This window comes from Bradyrhizobium sp. CCBAU 25338 (genome assembly GCF_028128965.1).
In the GTDB taxonomy this organism is placed as follows: domain Bacteria; phylum Pseudomonadota; class Alphaproteobacteria; order Rhizobiales; family Xanthobacteraceae; genus Bradyrhizobium; species Bradyrhizobium liaoningense.
Window position 1 is genome coordinate 453,715 of the sequence record NZ_LFKY01000040.1, and the last position, 15,979, is coordinate 469,693.

A 15,979-nucleotide genomic window follows, 5' to 3' on the forward strand; every position below is an offset into this window, starting at 1 on the left:
TGATCCGATATGGGCGGACGTGTCCTGCCGACGCCAGGACTATTTCAACCCCAGCCGGCGCTCGACCCAGCCCAGAACGAACAGCACGAGCAACGTCACCGCGATGGCTGCGCCGACGAGCAGCCAGGCTCCCAGCGCGCAGGCAATGCCGAGGCCGGCCGCGATCCAGACCGTTGCGGCCGTGGTGAGGCCGTGAACCGTCTTCGCCTTGGCGTCGTGCAGGATGACGCCGGCCCCGATGAAGCCGACGCCGGTCAACACGCCGGCAACGACGCCCTGAATCACCCTGGAGATCGCATCCGGGTGGTCGCGCAGGTTCTGGAACTCGATCACGGAGATCGAAACCAGCGCCGAGCCGAGAGCGACCAGCGCCAGGGTCCGCATCCCCACCGGCTTGTCGTTCATGTCGCGATCGATGCCGATCAGCAGCCCTGTTCCGGCCGCGACGAGAAGCCTCAGGACATCATCCAGTTCGTTCATCAGAACCCACGAGTTCGGAAGCAGCGCGACATTTGGATTGCGCCGGAAATGACTACAAGCTTGCTGCGAAAGAGCGGCTCACGTCCAAGCGTCCGTTGGTCGCATGCAAGGCCGAGCGATCATCGGAATCGTCCGGTGCGGGCCTTCTCTCACAGCGCGACGGCGCCGGCCGGGTAGGTCGGCGCCGTCTGCCAGAGTTGACGACTTTGGCCTCGCACCGTCACTTCCTTGTGGTGCTCGAACCCGTGGTGTTCTGCATCTTCTGTCCGGGCGCACTTTCCGAGTGGCCCGGTCCGGCAGTTGTATTGGTCTGATGACCCGGCGCGTATTCGGAGGCGCCGGAACCTGTCGAAGGCTTCGTCGTGTTCTGCATCTGTTGACCCGGCGCGTTGCTCGAAGCGCCCGGGGATTTTGTCGTCTGCGCAAGCGCCGAGGACGCCGCGAGAACAGCGGCCGTTGCGATGATGAATGTCTTCACGCGTGGCTCCCTTGGTCATGGAGGCGGGCACGAGTGCTTCTGCCTGTCGGCCGCTCCGGTTCACGACCGGGATAACTTGGCAGTCGGCAGCTGGTTTCGATGACGGGCTGAAAATTGAGTCCGCCTGCGCGCGCGATGAGATGCCGTCATTCACGGCGCGTTCAGGTGGAAGCGAAGTCCTAAGCGCGATGAGATTGGGATGGATCGTCATCGCGCGCTAGGGTGTTGATTGAGCATGATCTCCGCGCAAACGCGTTCCGCGTTTGTCGCGAGGGAAAACCGCTGCGCACTTTTCCGGATCATGCTCTCTAGCGTCTGAAGAAAGACGACAGCGTCGATCCCGCAGACGTCGATGCTGCCTCCGGTTTCGCCGGCGCCGGCGCCGGCTGCGCCGCGGGAGCGGGCGCGGGCTCCTCGCGCTTCGATCGTTTCGAGGAGTAGTTGCGGCGGCGCTGCGGCTTCTCGGGCTTTGCGCTCGGCGCAGTCTCGGCTTGCGGCACCGCGTCCTGATTTTTCTCCGGGCTCTTCTCTTGAACCCTGTCTTGAGTTTTCTCTTGAGCCTTTTCCTGGCTCTTCTCTTGTCCCTTTTCCTGGCCGCCACGCATCGACAGGCGCTGACCGTCGAACACGGTGGTCTCGCAGTGACGGTCGTTCTCGGCGAGGCTTGCGCAGAATTTTGCGGCGACGGCGGCGTTGACCAGGGGGCCGGCCCCCAAGCGGAGCTGCATGCCGAGGCCGGTGGTGCCTTCCTTGATCATGATGATCGGCCGCAGCGCCGCGATCTCCGGATTGGACTTGGTCAGGCCGCGCCAGAGCGCGCGCAGGCCGTCGATCGAGTTGGCGCCGCCGAGATCGATCGCAAAACGCGTCTGCTGAACCGCGATCGCAGGGGATTCGTTCTCGGCTGCTTCCGGTGGCTTTGGTGCTGCCGCAACGACCTCGGTCGGGGCGGGCGCCGGCTCGGCTTTCTTCTCGGCGGCCTTCTCAGCTGCCTCGGGTTGAATCAGTTTCGATGCGGACGAATCCGGCGGCGCCACGAGCGGCTTCGACGGCACCAGCGGAATGGCCGGCAGCGCCGGGTTCATTGCCGGCGTCTGTTGCACGAGCGAGGCGGCGGCCGCGGTCTGCGGCGGTGGGCTCGGCGGCTCCTTCAGCGCTTCCTTCGGGGTGTCCTTCTGAGAATCCTTGGCGGCTTCCGTGCGCGGCTTGTCGTTCGCCGGAGCTGGGGTCGATGCGACCGGCGCGACGCTGGGAGCTGCGGGCGCTGGGTCCTGCGGCTTCGCGCCCTGCTGCGGCGTGGCGGTCTGCTTAGCAATGGCACCGGTGACGGAATCGAGCCCTTGCTCCAGCACGGTGACGCGTGAATAGAGCCGGTCGCGATCGGTGTTCAGCGTCTCGATGGCGGCGGCGAGGCGGCGGGCCTCGTTCTGACTCTCCTTGGTCAGCATCTGGAGCCGGTCGGCCTGGCGCGCGAGATCGGCGGCGGCAGCCTGGTCGCGCCGCCAGCCGAGCTGGGCCTGGTTGGCCATCACCGCGATGACGACCGCGCCCACGGCCGCTGCGCCCCACGAGCCAAGCCGCCACATCATGCGACGGTCGAACGCGCTTTCCTCCGCCAAAAGTCCGGAGAACAGCCCGCCGGTCTCCTTGGTGCCGAAGGCATCCGCCAGTGGGTCGGAATCCTTTGCCATGTACGTTAAGTGCCCAGCCCCGGTCCGGGCTTCCCCGAATCAATCAGGGAACATTAACAGGAAAAGCGCCTCGCACTTGAATTCCGGGCGTTTGCGGGGGTAGCAAGGCGATAGCTTCTGAGGGAGCTCGCTGCCCGTCGCGCCAATTGATTCGGCTATATCTGACAGGATCTCGATGACCGCCCGTTCCAGCCTCACGATCGTGCTCGCCGCCGGTGAAGGCACGCGCATGCGATCGAGCCTGCCGAAGGTGCTGCATCCCGTGGCTTCCCAGACGCTGCTCGCCCATGTGCTCGCCGCCGCACCGAAGGGAGCCGGCACCTCGCTCGCGGTCGTGATCGGCCCCGATCACCAGGCGGTCGCGGATGAAGCGAAGCGCATCCGCCCCGACGCGCTCACCTTCGTGCAGAGCGAACGCCTTGGCACCGCGCACGCGGTGCTGGCGGCGCGCGAGGCGATCTCGCGCGGTGTTGACGATCTCCTCATCGCCTTCGGCGACACGCCGCTGATCTCGGCCGAGACCTTTGCGCGGCTGCGCGCGCCGCTCGCCAGCGGCGCAGCGATCGCGGCGCTCGGCTTTCGCGCCGCCGACCCGACCGGCTACGGCCGCTTCATCGTCGAGGGCGACCGCCTGGTCGCGATCCGCGAACAGGCCGACGCCAGTGCGGATGAGCGCAAGATCGATCTGTGCAACGCCGGCGTGATGGCGATCGACGGCCGCCGCGCGCTCGATATCCTCGGGCAGATCGGCAATGCGAATTCCAAGGGCGAATATTATCTGACGGACGCAGTCGAAATCGTCCGCGAAAAGGGATGGGAGTCCGTGGTGATCGAGACCAGCGAGGACGAGGTGCGCGGCATCAACACCAAGGCGCAGCTCGCCGAAGCGGAAGGCGTGATCCAGGCACGCTTGCGCAAGGCGGCGATGGAGGCCGGCGTGACACTGATCGCGCCGGAGACAGTCTATCTCTCCGCAGACACCGTGTTCGGCAAGGACGTGACCATCGAGCCGTTCGTGGTGATCGGCCCCGGCGTGTCGATCGCGGACGGCACCGTGATCCATTCCTTCTCGCACATCGTGCAGAGCACCCTCGGCAAGAACGTCTCGATCGGGCCCTATGCGCGGCTTCGTCCCGGCACCTCGCTCGGCGACGGCGCGCGCATCGGCAATTTCGTGGAGACCAAGGCGGCGACGCTGGAGGCCGGCGTCAAGGTCAACCACCTCTCCTATATCGGCGATGCCACCATTGGTGCCAACTCCAACATCGGTGCCGGCACCATCACCTGCAACTACGACGGCTTCAAGAAGCACAAGACGGTGATCGGGCAGGGCGCGTTCGTCGGCACCAACTCTTCGCTGGTCGCGCCGGTGACAATCGGCAACGGCGCCTATATCGGCTCCGGCTCGGTGATCACGAAGGATGTACCCGACGATGCGATGGCGCTGGAGCGCAACCAGCAGGTCATCAGGGAAGGCGGCGCGGCGCGCTATCGTGAGATGAAGACGGGCGGCAAGAAGCCGGAGAAGTAAGCGGCGCTACTCGTCGTCGGCGAATTCGGAGAAGATGGCGCGGGTCAGGCGCCAGCCGCGCGGCTTGGCGCGCTTCACCGGCTCGCCTTGCGCATGCTTGACGAAGACAGGCTTGCTTTCCTTGCCGCGCTGGGGAGGCGGCCAATGCGCAAGGTGCGTGCCCGTGGTCTCGCTGGCGCGGACGGACATCGATGTCAGGCCTTTGCGGTCGGACGAGCCCTTCATGACCTTGTGTCTCCTGGGGCGATCGTTGGTCAAATCTGTTGACAACAAGTTAAGGCGCGCGGTTTAAGGTCGGCCAATTCGACGCAGGCGAAGCGCAGGGCGCCCGGTGCTGTCTCAATCGGCAATAATTATTGAGTATCTGGTCCGCGGGGAATTTCGCTAAAAACTGAGCGCGTCGTTTAGGCGATTTTTCGACGATTTGGGGGATAGTGATCCGCATGTGCGGGATTGTCGGCATTCTCGGGCGCGAGCCGGTTGCAGAGCAATTGGTGGATTCGCTCAAACGTCTTGAATATCGCGGCTATGATTCCGCGGGCGTCGCCACGCTCGAAGGTGCGCACCTCGAGCGCCGCCGCGCCGAGGGCAAGCTGAAGAACCTGGAGAAGCGGCTCGAAGCCGAGCCGCTGAAGGGCACCACCGGGATCGGCCACACGCGCTGGGCCACCCACGGCAAGCCGACCGTCAACAATGCCCATCCGCACGCGACCGAGCGCGTCGCCGTCGTTCACAACGGCATCATCGAGAATTTCCGCGAGCTGCGCGAGGAGCTCGAGAAGAAGGGCACGGTGTTCCACACCGAGACCGACACCGAGATCGTGCTGCATCTCGTCGACGATTTGCTCGCACGCGGCAACAAGCCGGTCGAAGCCGTCAAGCTGACGCTGGCGCGGCTGCGCGGCGCCTTCGCGCTCGGCTTCATCTTCTCCGGCGACAACGACCTCATGATCGGGGCCCGCAACGGACCGCCACTGGCGATCGGCTACGGCGACGGCGAGATGTATCTCGGCTCCGACGCCATCGCGCTCGGCCCGTTCACCGACACGATCAGCTATCTCGAAGACGGCGACTGGGTGGTGCTGACCCGCAAGAGCGCGACGATCTTCGACAAGGACGGCTACACCGTCCAGCGCGACAAGATCCGGCACGCCGCCTCGACCTCGCTGGTCGACAAGGCCAATTACCGCCACTTCATGGCAAAGGAGATCCACGAGCAGCCGGAAGTGGTCGGCCACACGCTGGCGCGCTACGTCGACATGGCGACCGAGCGCGTCGCGCTGCCGGTCAAGCTTCCGTTCGACTTCAAGACCATCCAGCGCATCAACATCACGGCGTGCGGCACCGCGAGCTATGCCGGTTTCGTCGCGAAGTACTGGTTCGAGCGCTTTGCGCGCGTGCCGGTCGAGGTCGACGTCGCGTCCGAATTCCGCTACCGCGAGGCGCCCTTGCGCAAGGGCGATCTCGCCATCTTCATCTCCCAGTCCGGCGAGACCGCCGACACCCTGGCCGCGCTGCGCTATGCCAAGGCACAAGGCGTACACACGGTCGCCGTCGTCAACGTGCCGACCTCCACGATCGCGCGCGAGAGCGAGACCGTGCTGCAAACTCTGGCGGGACCGGAGATCGGCGTTGCCTCGACCAAGGCTTTCACCTGCCAGCTCATGGTGCTGGCAAACCTTGCGATTGCGGCCGGCAAGGCGAGAGGCGAATTGTCCGACGAGGACGAGACCAAGCTGGTCCATGGCCTCGTCGAGGTCCCGCGCCTGATGGCAGACGCGCTCACCACCGAGCCCCAGATCGAAAAGCTCGCGCACCGGATCGCCAAGTCGCGCGACGTGCTCTATCTCGGTCGCGGCACCAGCTTCCCGCTGGCGCTCGAAGGCGCGCTGAAGCTGAAGGAGATCTCCTACATCCACGCCGAAGGCTATGCCGCGGGCGAGCTCAAGCACGGGCCGATCGCGCTGATCGACGAGACCATGCCGGTCGTCGTCATCGCGCCCCACGACCGGGTGTTCGAAAAGACCGTTTCCAACATGCAGGAGGTCGCCGCGCGCGGCGGCAACATCATCCTGATGACGGACGCCAAGGGCGCCGCGGAGGCGACCGTCGAGTCCCTCGTCACCATCGTCATGCCCGACATGGCGGCGGCCTTCACGCCGATGGTCTATGCCGTCCCCGTGCAGCTGCTTGCCTATCACACGGCTGTCGTCATGGGCACCGACGTCGACCAGCCTCGCAACCTCGCCAAATCGGTGACCGTGGAATAGGCAAAACGGACATCGGTCGGTCGCTTCGTGGTCTTCCAAAACCTGCTAGAAGACCCTAGCTTGTTGCTAGCGACCGACCTGGAACCCGAATGACCCCCCGCGACGACGCGCCTGCGCCTCTTGATCCCGTCCCGGAACCGCATACCGGCCTGATGGGCCGCTTCCGCAATTATTTCCTCACCGGCCTCGTCGTGACCGGGCCGATCGCGATCACGCTGTATCTGGTCTGGTGGTTCGTCACCTGGGTCGACGGCGTGGTCCGGCCCTTCGTGCCGCTGGCCTACCGGCCCGAAACCTATCTGCCCTACGTCATTCCCGGCTGGGGACTGGTCGTCGCATTCTTCACGCTGACGCTGGTCGGCTTCCTGGCGGCCAATCTGATCGGTCGGACGCTGGTCGACGTCGGCGAGACGTTTCTGGGCCGGATCCCGGCCGTGCGTGCCATCTATCGCGGCCTGAAGCAGGTGTTCGAGACGCTGTTCTCGGGCAAGGGCTCGAGCTTCCGCAAGGTCGGCCTCGTCGAGTTTCCCTCTCCGGGGATGTGGTCGATCGTGCTGATCTCGCAATCGCCGAACGAGGACATTGCGCGCAGCCTCCCGGGGCAGGAGGAGCACGTCTCGGTGTTCCTGCCGTGCTCGCCAAACCCGACAACCGGCTTCTTCTTCTATGTGCCGAAGAGCAGGATCATCGAGGTCGATCTCAGCACCGAAGACGCCGCGACGCTGATCATGTCGGCCGGTGTGGTGCAGCCGGGCTCGGCCCCCGATCCGAAGAAGGCGGCGGCGCTTGCCGGTGTGGCGAATGCCGCGCGCATCGCCAATGCCTCCAAGCTCCAGCCCGAACCTGCGAAGGCGGAGTAGGGCCATTCCCCCGCGGGATGGCCGCGTTCACGCAGGCGTTTTCGTCATCTGCTAGTCTCCGATTGACCGAGCGCCTCGCTCGGAATGATTTGGAGTGCATGATGTCCAAGACCATTGCGATCCTCGCCCCCGGTGCCATGGGCAGCGCCGTGGCCCGTCGACTCAACGAACACGGCGCGCGCGTGCTGACCTCCTTGAAGGGACGCAGCGAGGCGACGCTGAAACGCGCGGCAGACGCCGGCATGGTCGGCGCCGATGACGAGGTGATCGCTGAAGCCGACATCATCCTCTCGATCGTGCCGCCGGGTGAAGCCGTCGCGCTGGCCGAACGCCTGGCGTCGCTGATCGTCCGGCGCGCAAAGAAGCCTGTCGTCGTCGACTGCAACGCCGTCAATGTCGATACGGTGCAAAGGATCGAGGAGATCATCGGCTCGGCGCAGGCGCCGTTCGTCGATGCCGGCATCATCGGATTTCCGCCGCAGCCCGGCGGCAAGAGCCCGGCCTTCTACATGTCCGGCGAGCACGCCAAGGAGGTCGCCGTGCTGAAGGACCTCGGCCTCGACGTGCGGATCGTCGAAGGCCCGGTCGGCGCGGCGTCGGCCCTGAAAATGTCGTACGCCGGCATCGTCAAGGGCCTCGCCGGCATCGGCTCGGCCATGGTGATCGCGGCAACGAAGGCGGGAGCGGCCGATGCGCTGCGCGACGAGCTTGCGCTCAGCCAGCCGGCGATCCTGGCGCGGCTCGAAGTCGCGCTGCCCGACATGATTCCGAAGGCCCATCGCTGGGTTGCGGAGATGCGGGAGATCTCCGGCTTCCTAGGCCCGGATCATCCCGCCAGCCAGATCTACGAGGGCTTTGCGCGGTGGTTCGAGCATCTCGCCGAGGATGCTAAGAGCGAGGCGGTGGATGCGGAACTGATGAAGGCCTTCGCAGAAAAGAGCGCGAAGAAGCAAGTCTAGCTGTTGCCCTCTCGCAATCGGCTTGCCGTTCCGGCAGGGCAATGGCTGAATGGTCGACGCATGCAATGGGAGTTCGAATGAGAGTGCTGGTGATCGGCGTAGGGGCGCTCGGAGGCTATTACGGCGCTTGCCTCGTCCGAGCAGGCCGCGACGTGACCTTCCTGGTGCGCGAGAAGCGGGCCGAGCAATTGCGGCGGAACGGACTGCAGGTCGTGAGCCCGCACGGCGATTTCGTGGTGCAGCCGAAGATCGTTCTGGCCGGCGATCTCAGGGAGGCCTTCGACGTCGTGCTCGTCGGCGTGAAAGCCTACTCGCTCGATGACGCGATGAGCCAGTTTGCGCCCGCCGTCGGTTCCCACACGATGATTTTGCCGATCCTGAACGGGTTGAAACATATCGACGCTCTCACCGCCAGGTTCGGCGCCGCTCGCGTCCTCGGCGGACTCGCGAATGTCAGTGCCGGGCTCGATGCGGAGGGCCGGGTCGTTCACTTCATGGCCAATCAGACGATTGTTTTCGGCGAAATCGAGGGTTCACTGAGCGAACGCGTGCTCGCGCTTGAGACACTGCTCCAGGTCCCCGGCATCGACGTGCGCGCCAGCGAAGCCATCATGCAGGACATGTGGGAGAAGTTCGTGCAGCTCTCGACGCTCGCCGGCATCACCTGCCTGATGCGCGCGAGCATCGGAGACATCCTGGCCGTGCCCAACGGCGAGCAATCCATTTTCCGCCTGTTCGCCGAATGCTGCGCCGTTGCGACAGCTTCAGGCTTTGAGCCACGCGCACCGTTCATCGAGTTTGACCGCAAGCTGTTCACCACCCTGGATTCGCCGTTGAAGGCCTCGATGCTGCGCGACATCGAGCGCGGCTCGATTACCGAGGCAGAGCACATCCTGGGCGATATGGCCAATCGGGCCCGTGCGCTCGGCATCGACACGCCGCTGCTGGATCTGGCGCGCGCGCATGTGGCGGCCTACGAGGTCGGGCGTCGGAGAGCGGCAGGCTAACCCGCCCCGATCAGCGGAATCGCTTCGTCCCGTTCATAGAGGTACAGCAGGCACCGCAGCGCCTCGCCGCGCTCGCCCTTCAGCTTCGGGTCGTCCTTCAGGATGCGCAGCGCCTCGTCGCGGGCCTGGGTGATGAGCTGGCCGTGAACTTCCGAGCGCGCGATGCGGTAACCGGGCAGGCCGCTCTGGCGTACGCCCAGCACGTCGCCTTCGCCGCGCAGCTTCAGGTCTTCCTCGGCAATGCGGAAGCCGTCGGTGGTCTCGCGGATGACCTTCAGCCGCGCTTTCGACATCTCGCCGAGCGGCTCGCCATAGAGCAATATGCAGGTCGAGGCTTCCGAGCCGCGGCCGATGCGGCCGCGCAGCTGGTGCAGCTGGGCAAGACCAAAACGCTCGGCGTTCTCGATCACCATGATGGTTGCGGCGGGCACGTCGACGCCGACCTCGACCACGGTGGTCGCGACAAGGAGCCCGATCTCGTGGGCGGCGAACTGGCCCATGACGCGATCCTTCTCGGTGCCCTTCATCTGGCCGTGGACGAGGCCGACACGCTCGCCGAAACGTTTCTGCAGGCTCTCGAAACGCTTGGTCGCATTGGTCAGGTGCTCGGTGCCTTCGGCCTCGGATTCCTCGACCAGCGGGCAGATCCAGTAGACCAGCTTGCCGGTTTCGAGCGCGCGGCCGACACCGTCCATCACCTCACCGAGCCGGCTCATGGCGACGGCGCGGGTGTCGATCGGCTGGCGGCCGGCGGGCTTTTCGCGCAGCTCGGAGATGTCCATGTCGCCGAAATAGGTCAGCACCAGCGTGCGCGGGATCGGCGTCGCGCTCAGCACCAGCACGTCGACGGCTTCGCCCTTGGACGTCAGCGCAAGCCGTTCGCGCACGCCAAAGCGGTGCTGCTCGTCGACGACCGCGAGCGCGAGATCATGGAAGGTCACATCGTCCTGGATCAGTGCATGGGTGCCGACGAGCAGGTCGATCTCGCCTGCGGCGAGCCGGGCGATGATCTCGCGCCGCTCCTTGCCCTTTTCCCGGCCGGTGAGGATGGCGACGCGCATGCCGGCGCGCTCGGCGAGCGGGGTGATGGTCTTGATGTGCTGACGCGCCAGAATTTCCGTCGGTGCCATCAGCGCAGCCTGCTTGCCGACTTCGGCCACCGCGGAGGCCGCGAGCAGCGCCACGACCGTCTTGCCCGAGCCAACGTCGCCCTGAAGCAGGCGCAGCATGCGCACCGGCTGCTTCAGGTCGTCGGCGATGGCGGCCGCGGCGCTGCGCTGGGACGGCGTCAGCGCATAGGGCAGGGCGTCGATGATCTTGTTGCGCAGGTGTCCATCGCCGGCATTGCGCACGCCGGCCGGGCGACGCAGCTGCGCACGGATCAGCGCGAGCGCGAGCTGGCCGGCCAGCAGCTCGTCGAAGGCGAGGCGCGACCAGAACGGCTGGTCCGGCAATATGTCGGTCAGCTCGACCGGCTGGTGCACCCGATTGAGCGCTTCCGCGATCGGCGGGAAGTGGCAGCGTCGCAGCACCTCGGGGCTGATCCACTCCGGCAAGGCAGGTAGCTTCTGCAGCGCCTGCGCGATCGCGCGGCGGAGCGAGCCGAGCGCGAGGCCTTCGGTCAGAGGATAGACCGGATCGATGCCGGAGAGCTTCGAGATCGCCTCCTCGTCCAGCACGCGGTCCGGATGCACGATCTGCGGGATTCCGTCATACATCTGGAGCGTGCCGGAGACGTAACGCTTCTCGCCGACCGGCAGCAGTTTTTCGACATAGCCGGGCTTGGCGCGGAAGAACGTGAGCACGACATCGCCGGTGTCGTCGCTGGCGTAGACGAGATATGGCGCGCGCGCGTTGCGCGGCGGGGGCGGACGGTGGCGATCGACGGTGACTTCCAGCGTCACCATGGTTCCGACGGCCGCGTCGCGGATCTTCGGCCGGGCCCGGCGGTCGATGACCTGGCTCGGCAGATGCAGCAGCAGGTCGACCAGCCGCGGCGTCTCGCTGCGGCTGAGCAGGTACTGCAACAGCTTGTCCTGCTTCGGACCGACGCCGGGCAGGCTGGTCACGGGAGCAAACAGCGGATTGAGCAGGCTGGGGCGCATTCGTGGAATCTAGGATTGTTCCTGGCCGTCATGCCCGGCTTTATGCCGGGCATCCACGTCTTTTTTGCAGCCCCACGTGGATGGCCGGGACGAGCCCGGCCATGACGGACGGGATGGGCGACCTGTCGCAACAAAAGGCTGACACGGCCGGCTCGAATGGCTATATCACCCCGGCCCGGCACGTCCGGGCTTTCTGCGTTTGACTGGATTTGAGACATGACGGGAACGACACGATCGAGCAGCGGGCTGGACGACCGCCGCAAGCGGCTTCTGTTCCGCTGCTGGCACCGCGGCACGCGCGAGATGGACCTGATCCTCGGCCGCTTCGCGGATGCCGAGATCGGCAATCTGTCCGACGCCGAGCTCGGCGAGCTCGAGCGCCTGCTCGAGGTCAACGATCCCGATCTCTATGCCGCCATCACCGGCGACAAGGTGCTGCCGGCCGACGTCACCGGGGCGCTGTTCGCCCGCATCAAGGCGTTTCCGATCACGGACGGCAATCTATGAAGCAGGGGATGAAGTCGCCGGCCGAGCTGCTCACGCCCGGCCGCGCGCTGACGCTTGCCAATGTCGCGGAAGGCGCCGAAGGCCTCGTCGTCTCCGATCTCGCCCGCGCCATCGCGGCGCGGCCGAAGAAGCCGGCCGTCAGCCTCGCCGTGGTCTGCCGCGATGGCGGGCGCATGCAGCAGCTCGAGCGGGCACTGCGCTTCTTCGCGCCCGATCTTCCGGTGCTGACCTTTCCGGCCTGGGACTGCCAGCCCTATGACCGCGTCTCGCCGCATGGCGGCATCCTCGCGCAGCGCCTGACTACGCTGGCCCGGTTGGCTCCTCTCACCGGCAGTGACAAGCCGCTGATCGTGCTGACGACCGTGAACGCCGTCGTGCAGCGCGTGCCCGCGCGCGAGCTCGTTGCGGCGCAGGCGCTGTCGGTCGCACCCGGCAATGTGGTGCCGATGGACACCGTGGTCGCCTGGCTCGAGCACAACGGCTACAACCGTTCCTCGACCGTGCGCGAGCCCGGCGAATACGCCGTGCGCGGCGGCATCCTCGATCTGTTTCCGGCCGGCCTCGATCAGCCGGTGCGGTTCGACTTTTTCGGCGACAGCCTGGAATCGATCCGCAGCTTCGACGCTGAGACCCAGCGCACGCTGCTCGACATGCGCTCGCTCGATCTCGTGCCGGTCTCGGAATTCCAGCTCGTCACCGACACCATTCGCCGCTTCCGCATGGGCTATGTCGCCGAGTTCGGTGCGCCCGAGCGCGACGATGCGCTGTACGAGGCCGTCAGCGAAGGCCGGCGCCATCCCGGCATGGAGCACTGGCTGCCGCTGTTCCAGGACCGGATGGACACGCTGTTCGATTATCTGCAGGGCGCGGCCGTCGCGATCGAGCCGCAGGCCGAGGACGCCGTGCGCGAACGCTTCAAGCAGATCCTCGACTATTACGAGGCCCGTCGGGAGGCGATGGAGCATCCCGGCGGCGGCGCCATCTACAAGCCGCTGCCGCCCGATCGGCTCTATCTGACCGAGGAGGAGTGGGGCAAGCGCCTCGGCGAGATCCCGCTGGCGCGGCTGACGCCGTTCTCCGTGCCGACCGACGGCACGAGCGTCATTGATGCCGGCGCGCGCAAGGGCCGCGACTTCGCCCCGGAACGCAACGACACCGCCGTCAACGTGTTCGAATCCGTCGTCGCGCACGTGATGGCCTTGCAAGCCCAGCGCAAGAAGGTCGTGATCGCGCTGTGGTCTGAAGGTTCGCGCGACCGCATGACTTCGATGCTGCGCGATCACAAGCTGACCCACACCACCAGCGTCAACAGCTGGCGCACGGTGCAGGCGACGCCGCGCAACGAGACCATGCTCGCCGTGCTCGGCCTCGAAAGCGGCTTCGAGACCGACGAGATCGCGCTCATCAGCGAGCAGGATATCCTCGGCGACCGCCTGGTGCGGCCGCGCAAGGCCAGCCGCAAACTCGACAATTTCATCTCGGAGGTGACGAGCCTCAATGCCGGCGACATCGTCGTGCATGTCGATCACGGCATCGGCCGCTTCATCGGCCTGCAGACGCTCGACGTCGCCGGCGCGCCGCATGACTGCCTCGAGCTGCATTACGCCGCCGAGACCAAGCTGTTTCTCCCGGTCGAGAACATCGAGCTGCTGTCGCGCTACGGCTCCGACCAGACCGACGTCGAGCTGGATCGACTGGGCGGCTCGGGCTGGCAGACCCGCAAGGCGAAGCTGAAGAACCGCATCCGCGAGATCGCGGGCGAGCTGATCAAGATCGCCGCCGAGCGCATGCTGCACGAGGCGCCAAAACTGCCGGTGCAGCAGGGCCTCTATGACGAGTTCTGCGCGCGCTTCCCCTATGACGAGACCGAGGACCAGCTCGGCGCCATCGAGTCCACGCTGAAGGACCTTGAAAAGGGCCGGCCCATGGACCGGCTGATCTGCGGCGACGTCGGCTTCGGCAAGACGGAAGTCGCGCTGCGCGCCGCCTTTGCGGTCGCGCTCGACGGCAAGCAGGTCGCGGTGGTGGTGCCGACCACGCTGCTCGCCCGCCAGCACCACCGGACCTTCAGCGAGCGGTTCAAGGGTTTCCCGGTCAACGTGGCCCAGGCCTCGCGCCTGATCCCCACGAAACAGCTCAACGAGGTCAAGAAGGGCCTCGCCGACGGCTCCGTCGACATCGTCGTCGGCACCCATGCGCTGCTCGGCAAGGCGATCAAATTCCGCGACCTTGGCCTGCTCATCGTCGACGAGGAGCAGCATTTCGGCGTCAGCCACAAGGAGCGGCTGAAGGCGCTGCGCGCCGAGGTCCATGTGCTGACGCTGTCGGCGACGCCGATCCCGCGGACGCTGCAGCTGGCGCTCACCGGCGTGCGCGAACTCTCGATCATCGCTTCGCCCCCGGTCGATCGCCTGGCGGTCCGGACCTTCGTCGCCCCGCATGATCCGCTGATGATCCGCGAGGCGCTGCTCCGCGAGCGCTATCGCGGCGGCCAGGCCTTCTACGTCGTGCCGCGCATCGACGACCTCGCGGAGGTCAAGGACTTCCTCGACAAGAACGTGCCGGAGATGAAGGTCGCGGTCGCGCACGGCCAGATGCCGCCCGCCGTGATCGAGGACATCATGACCGCGTTCTACGACGGCAAGTTCGACATCCTGCTGTCGACCACGATCGTCGAGTCCGGCCTCGACATCCCCAACGCCAACACGCTGATCGTGCACCGCGCCGACATGTTCGGCCTGGCCCAGCTCTACCAGCTCCGCGGCCGCGTCGGCCGCTCCAAGCTGCGGGCCTATGCTCTGTTCACGCTGCCGGCGCAGCAGAAGATCACGGTGCAGGCCGAGCGCCGGCTCACCGTGCTGCAATCGCTGGAGACGCTGGGCGCGGGCTTCCAGCTCGCGTCCCACGACCTCGACATCCGCGGCGCCGGCAATCTCCTGGGCGAGGAGCAGTCCGGCCACATCAAGGAGGTCGGCTTCGAGCTTTATCAATCGATGCTGGAGGAGGCGATCGTCAACCTCAAGGCCGGCGTCTCCGAGCCCGCTGCCGACCGCTGGTCGCCACAGATCACCATCGGCATGCCCGTGCTGATTCCGGACGACTATGTCAGCGACCTCTCGGTGCGGCTGTCGCTGTACCGGCGCCTTGCCGATCTCGACAGCGAGGAGGAGATCGAGAACTTCGGTGCCGAGATGCGCGACCGCTTCGGCGTGCTGCCGGACGAGGTGCGGTATCTCTTCAAGGTCGCTGCCATCAAGGCGTTCTGCCGCAGGGCCAATGTCGAGAAGATCGATGCCGGTCCGAAGGGCGCCGTCATCGCCTTCCGCGACAATTCCTTCGCCTATCCCGACCGCCTCGTGACCTTCATCCGCAGTCACGGCCAGGCCGCCAAGGTGCGGCCCGACATGAAGGTTGTGTTCCTGCAGGACTGGGAGACGCCGGAAGAGCGTCTCGCCGGCACGACGGAGATCATGCGGCAACTGGCGCAACTCGCCGAGAGCAAGAAGGCGGCGTAGGCAAGCAACCTCGGAGCCTGCGCGGTTCCGGGGTCTCCTTTCGGTGTTCCTGTCGTAAGACAGCGACATAACGTCACTTGCGGATCAGGCCGCGCAAGGCCATATCCTCTTTATCGAGTTTCGGCCGAACGACTTGGCCTCGCCGCTCACAAGCGCGCCTGACTGACGACCCTCCCTCCAGATCTCGACGATGCCGACTGCGCCTCTCAGCGCGGTCCTGAACATATCTATCTTAAAGGACGACCCCAATGACGACGGGAATTGTGAAGTGGTTTAACAGCCAAAAGGGTTTCGGCTTCATTCAGCCGGACCAGGGAAGCCAGGACGTTTTCGTTCATATCAGCGCGGTCGAACGCGCGGGCTTGAATACCCTCAACGAGGGGCAGAAGGTTTCTTTTGAAATCGTTGCAGACCGCCGAACCGGCAAGTCTGCGGCCGAGAATCTGCGCGCCGAATAGGTTGCCGCAATCGTCATGATGAAGCTTTGACCACGGATGTACTGGCAGAGCTTCGGTTCTCTGGACCCGCGGCCGGTTTACCGGCTGCGGGTTTTTCATACCGGTTGCGGATTGACCC

At 65.8% G+C, this 15,979-nt stretch carries 13 protein-coding genes; 8 read left to right on the top strand and 5 right to left on the bottom strand.

The features are described from left to right. Positions 1-39: 39 nt before the first annotated feature. From ACM42_RS26630 to ACM42_RS26640, 3 genes are all read right to left on the bottom strand, one after another. The gene (locus ACM42_RS26630) at positions 40-480 is read right to left on the bottom strand and encodes an MgtC/SapB family protein (RefSeq protein WP_028178747.1); all 441 of its coding nucleotides are present in this window, start codon (positions 478-480) and stop codon (positions 40-42) included. Between the two features lie 149 nt (positions 481-629). Beyond that, positions 630-1,169 carry a hypothetical protein gene (locus tag ACM42_RS26635; RefSeq protein ID WP_271530652.1) on the bottom strand — a complete coding sequence of 180 codons (540 nt, stop codon included), beginning with the start codon at positions 1,167-1,169 and terminating at the stop codon, positions 630-632. A gap of 97 nt (positions 1,170-1,266) precedes the next feature. After that, positions 1,267-2,649, bottom strand: coding sequence for a hypothetical protein (locus ACM42_RS26640; RefSeq protein ID WP_271530653.1), 1,383 nt, complete (start codon positions 2,647-2,649; stop codon positions 1,267-1,269). Between the two features lie 175 nt (positions 2,650-2,824). On the opposite strand from ACM42_RS26640, the gene glmU reads away from it, so the two are divergent. Continuing rightward, on the top strand, positions 2,825-4,180 hold the full coding sequence (gene glmU / locus ACM42_RS26645) for a bifunctional UDP-N-acetylglucosamine diphosphorylase/glucosamine-1-phosphate N-acetyltransferase GlmU (protein WP_271530654.1): 1,356 nt from the start codon (positions 2,825-2,827) through the stop codon (positions 4,178-4,180). 6 nt (positions 4,181-4,186) lie between these two features. On the opposite strand, the gene ACM42_RS26650 is transcribed toward glmU, so the two are convergent. Further along, the gene (locus ACM42_RS26650; RefSeq protein ID WP_271530655.1) at positions 4,187-4,405 is read right to left on the bottom strand and encodes a hypothetical protein; all 219 of its coding nucleotides are present in this window, start codon (positions 4,403-4,405) and stop codon (positions 4,187-4,189) included. Positions 4,406-4,623: 218 nt separating this feature from the next. Here ACM42_RS26650 and glmS point away from each other — a divergent pair, with 218 nt between their 5' ends. From glmS to panE, 4 genes are all read left to right on the top strand, one after another. Continuing rightward, entirely contained in the window at positions 4,624-6,450 is a 1,827-nt protein-coding gene (glmS, locus tag ACM42_RS26655) for a glutamine--fructose-6-phosphate transaminase (isomerizing) (RefSeq protein WP_271530656.1), read from the top strand. Positions 6,451-6,539: 89 nt separating this feature from the next. Beyond that, complete coding sequence (locus tag ACM42_RS26660) at positions 6,540-7,310, top strand: DUF502 domain-containing protein (protein WP_028178752.1); 771 nt, start codon at positions 6,540-6,542, stop codon at positions 7,308-7,310. Positions 7,311-7,411: 101 nt separating this feature from the next. Beyond that, positions 7,412-8,269, top strand: a complete 858-nt coding sequence (locus tag ACM42_RS26665) for an NAD(P)-dependent oxidoreductase (protein ID WP_271530657.1) — start codon at positions 7,412-7,414, stop codon at positions 8,267-8,269. Between the two features lie 77 nt (positions 8,270-8,346). Beyond that, positions 8,347-9,276 carry a 2-dehydropantoate 2-reductase gene (gene panE / locus ACM42_RS26670; protein WP_271530658.1) on the top strand — a complete coding sequence of 310 codons (930 nt, stop codon included), beginning with the start codon at positions 8,347-8,349 and terminating at the stop codon, positions 9,274-9,276. Here panE and recG read toward each other — a convergent pair. Then, the gene (recG, locus tag ACM42_RS26675; protein WP_271530659.1) at positions 9,273-11,381 is read right to left on the bottom strand and encodes an ATP-dependent DNA helicase RecG; all 2,109 of its coding nucleotides are present in this window, start codon (positions 11,379-11,381) and stop codon (positions 9,273-9,275) included. The genes panE and recG overlap by 4 nt on opposite strands. 216 nt (positions 11,382-11,597) lie before the next feature. Between recG and ACM42_RS26680 the strand changes: the two genes are divergently transcribed. The 3 genes from ACM42_RS26680 (at position 11,598) to ACM42_RS26690 (ending at position 15,861) form a co-directional block, all read left to right on the top strand. Beyond that, complete coding sequence (locus ACM42_RS26680; RefSeq protein WP_271530660.1) at positions 11,598-11,888, top strand: FAD assembly factor SdhE; 291 nt, start codon at positions 11,598-11,600, stop codon at positions 11,886-11,888. Continuing rightward, positions 11,885-15,403 (top strand): transcription-repair coupling factor, encoded by a 3,519-nt coding sequence (gene mfd / locus ACM42_RS26685; RefSeq protein WP_271530661.1) that lies wholly within the window; start codon positions 11,885-11,887, stop codon positions 15,401-15,403. Before ACM42_RS26680 ends, mfd begins: the two co-directional genes overlap by 4 nt. 248 nt (positions 15,404-15,651) lie before the next feature. Next, positions 15,652-15,861 carry a cold-shock protein gene (locus ACM42_RS26690; RefSeq protein ID WP_271530662.1) on the top strand — a complete coding sequence of 70 codons (210 nt, stop codon included), beginning with the start codon at positions 15,652-15,654 and terminating at the stop codon, positions 15,859-15,861. The last annotated feature ends 118 nt before the right edge of the window (positions 15,862-15,979 follow it).

Bases quoted from the DNA above. Each gene is read 5' to 3' on its own strand.
- panE (WP_271530658.1), top strand. From the start codon at position 8,347: ATGAGAGTGCTGGTGATCGGCGTAGGGGCGCTCGGAGGCTATTACGGC.
- glmS (WP_271530656.1), top strand. From the start codon at position 4,624: ATGTGCGGGATTGTCGGCATTCTCGGGCGCGAGCCGGTTGCAGAGCAA.
- ACM42_RS26680 (WP_271530660.1), top strand. From the start codon at position 11,598: ATGACGGGAACGACACGATCGAGCAGCGGGCTGGACGACCGCCGCAAG.
- ACM42_RS26660 (WP_028178752.1), top strand. From the start codon at position 6,540: ATGACCCCCCGCGACGACGCGCCTGCGCCTCTTGATCCCGTCCCGGAA.
- ACM42_RS26690 (WP_271530662.1), top strand. From the start codon at position 15,652: ATGACGACGGGAATTGTGAAGTGGTTTAACAGCCAAAAGGGTTTCGGC.
- glmU (WP_271530654.1), top strand. From the start codon at position 2,825: ATGACCGCCCGTTCCAGCCTCACGATCGTGCTCGCCGCCGGTGAAGGC.
- ACM42_RS26630 (WP_028178747.1), bottom strand. From the start codon at position 480: ATGAACGAACTGGATGATGTCCTGAGGCTTCTCGTCGCGGCCGGAACA.
- ACM42_RS26640 (WP_271530653.1), bottom strand. From the start codon at position 2,649: ATGGCAAAGGATTCCGACCCACTGGCGGATGCCTTCGGCACCAAGGAG.
- ACM42_RS26665 (WP_271530657.1), top strand. From the start codon at position 7,412: ATGTCCAAGACCATTGCGATCCTCGCCCCCGGTGCCATGGGCAGCGCC.
- mfd (WP_271530661.1), top strand. From the start codon at position 11,885: ATGAAGCAGGGGATGAAGTCGCCGGCCGAGCTGCTCACGCCCGGCCGC.
- ACM42_RS26635 (WP_271530652.1), bottom strand. From the start codon at position 1,169: ATGACGATCCATCCCAATCTCATCGCGCTTAGGACTTCGCTTCCACCT.
- recG (WP_271530659.1), bottom strand. From the start codon at position 11,381: ATGCGCCCCAGCCTGCTCAATCCGCTGTTTGCTCCCGTGACCAGCCTG.
- ACM42_RS26650 (WP_271530655.1), bottom strand. From the start codon at position 4,405: ATGAAGGGCTCGTCCGACCGCAAAGGCCTGACATCGATGTCCGTCCGC.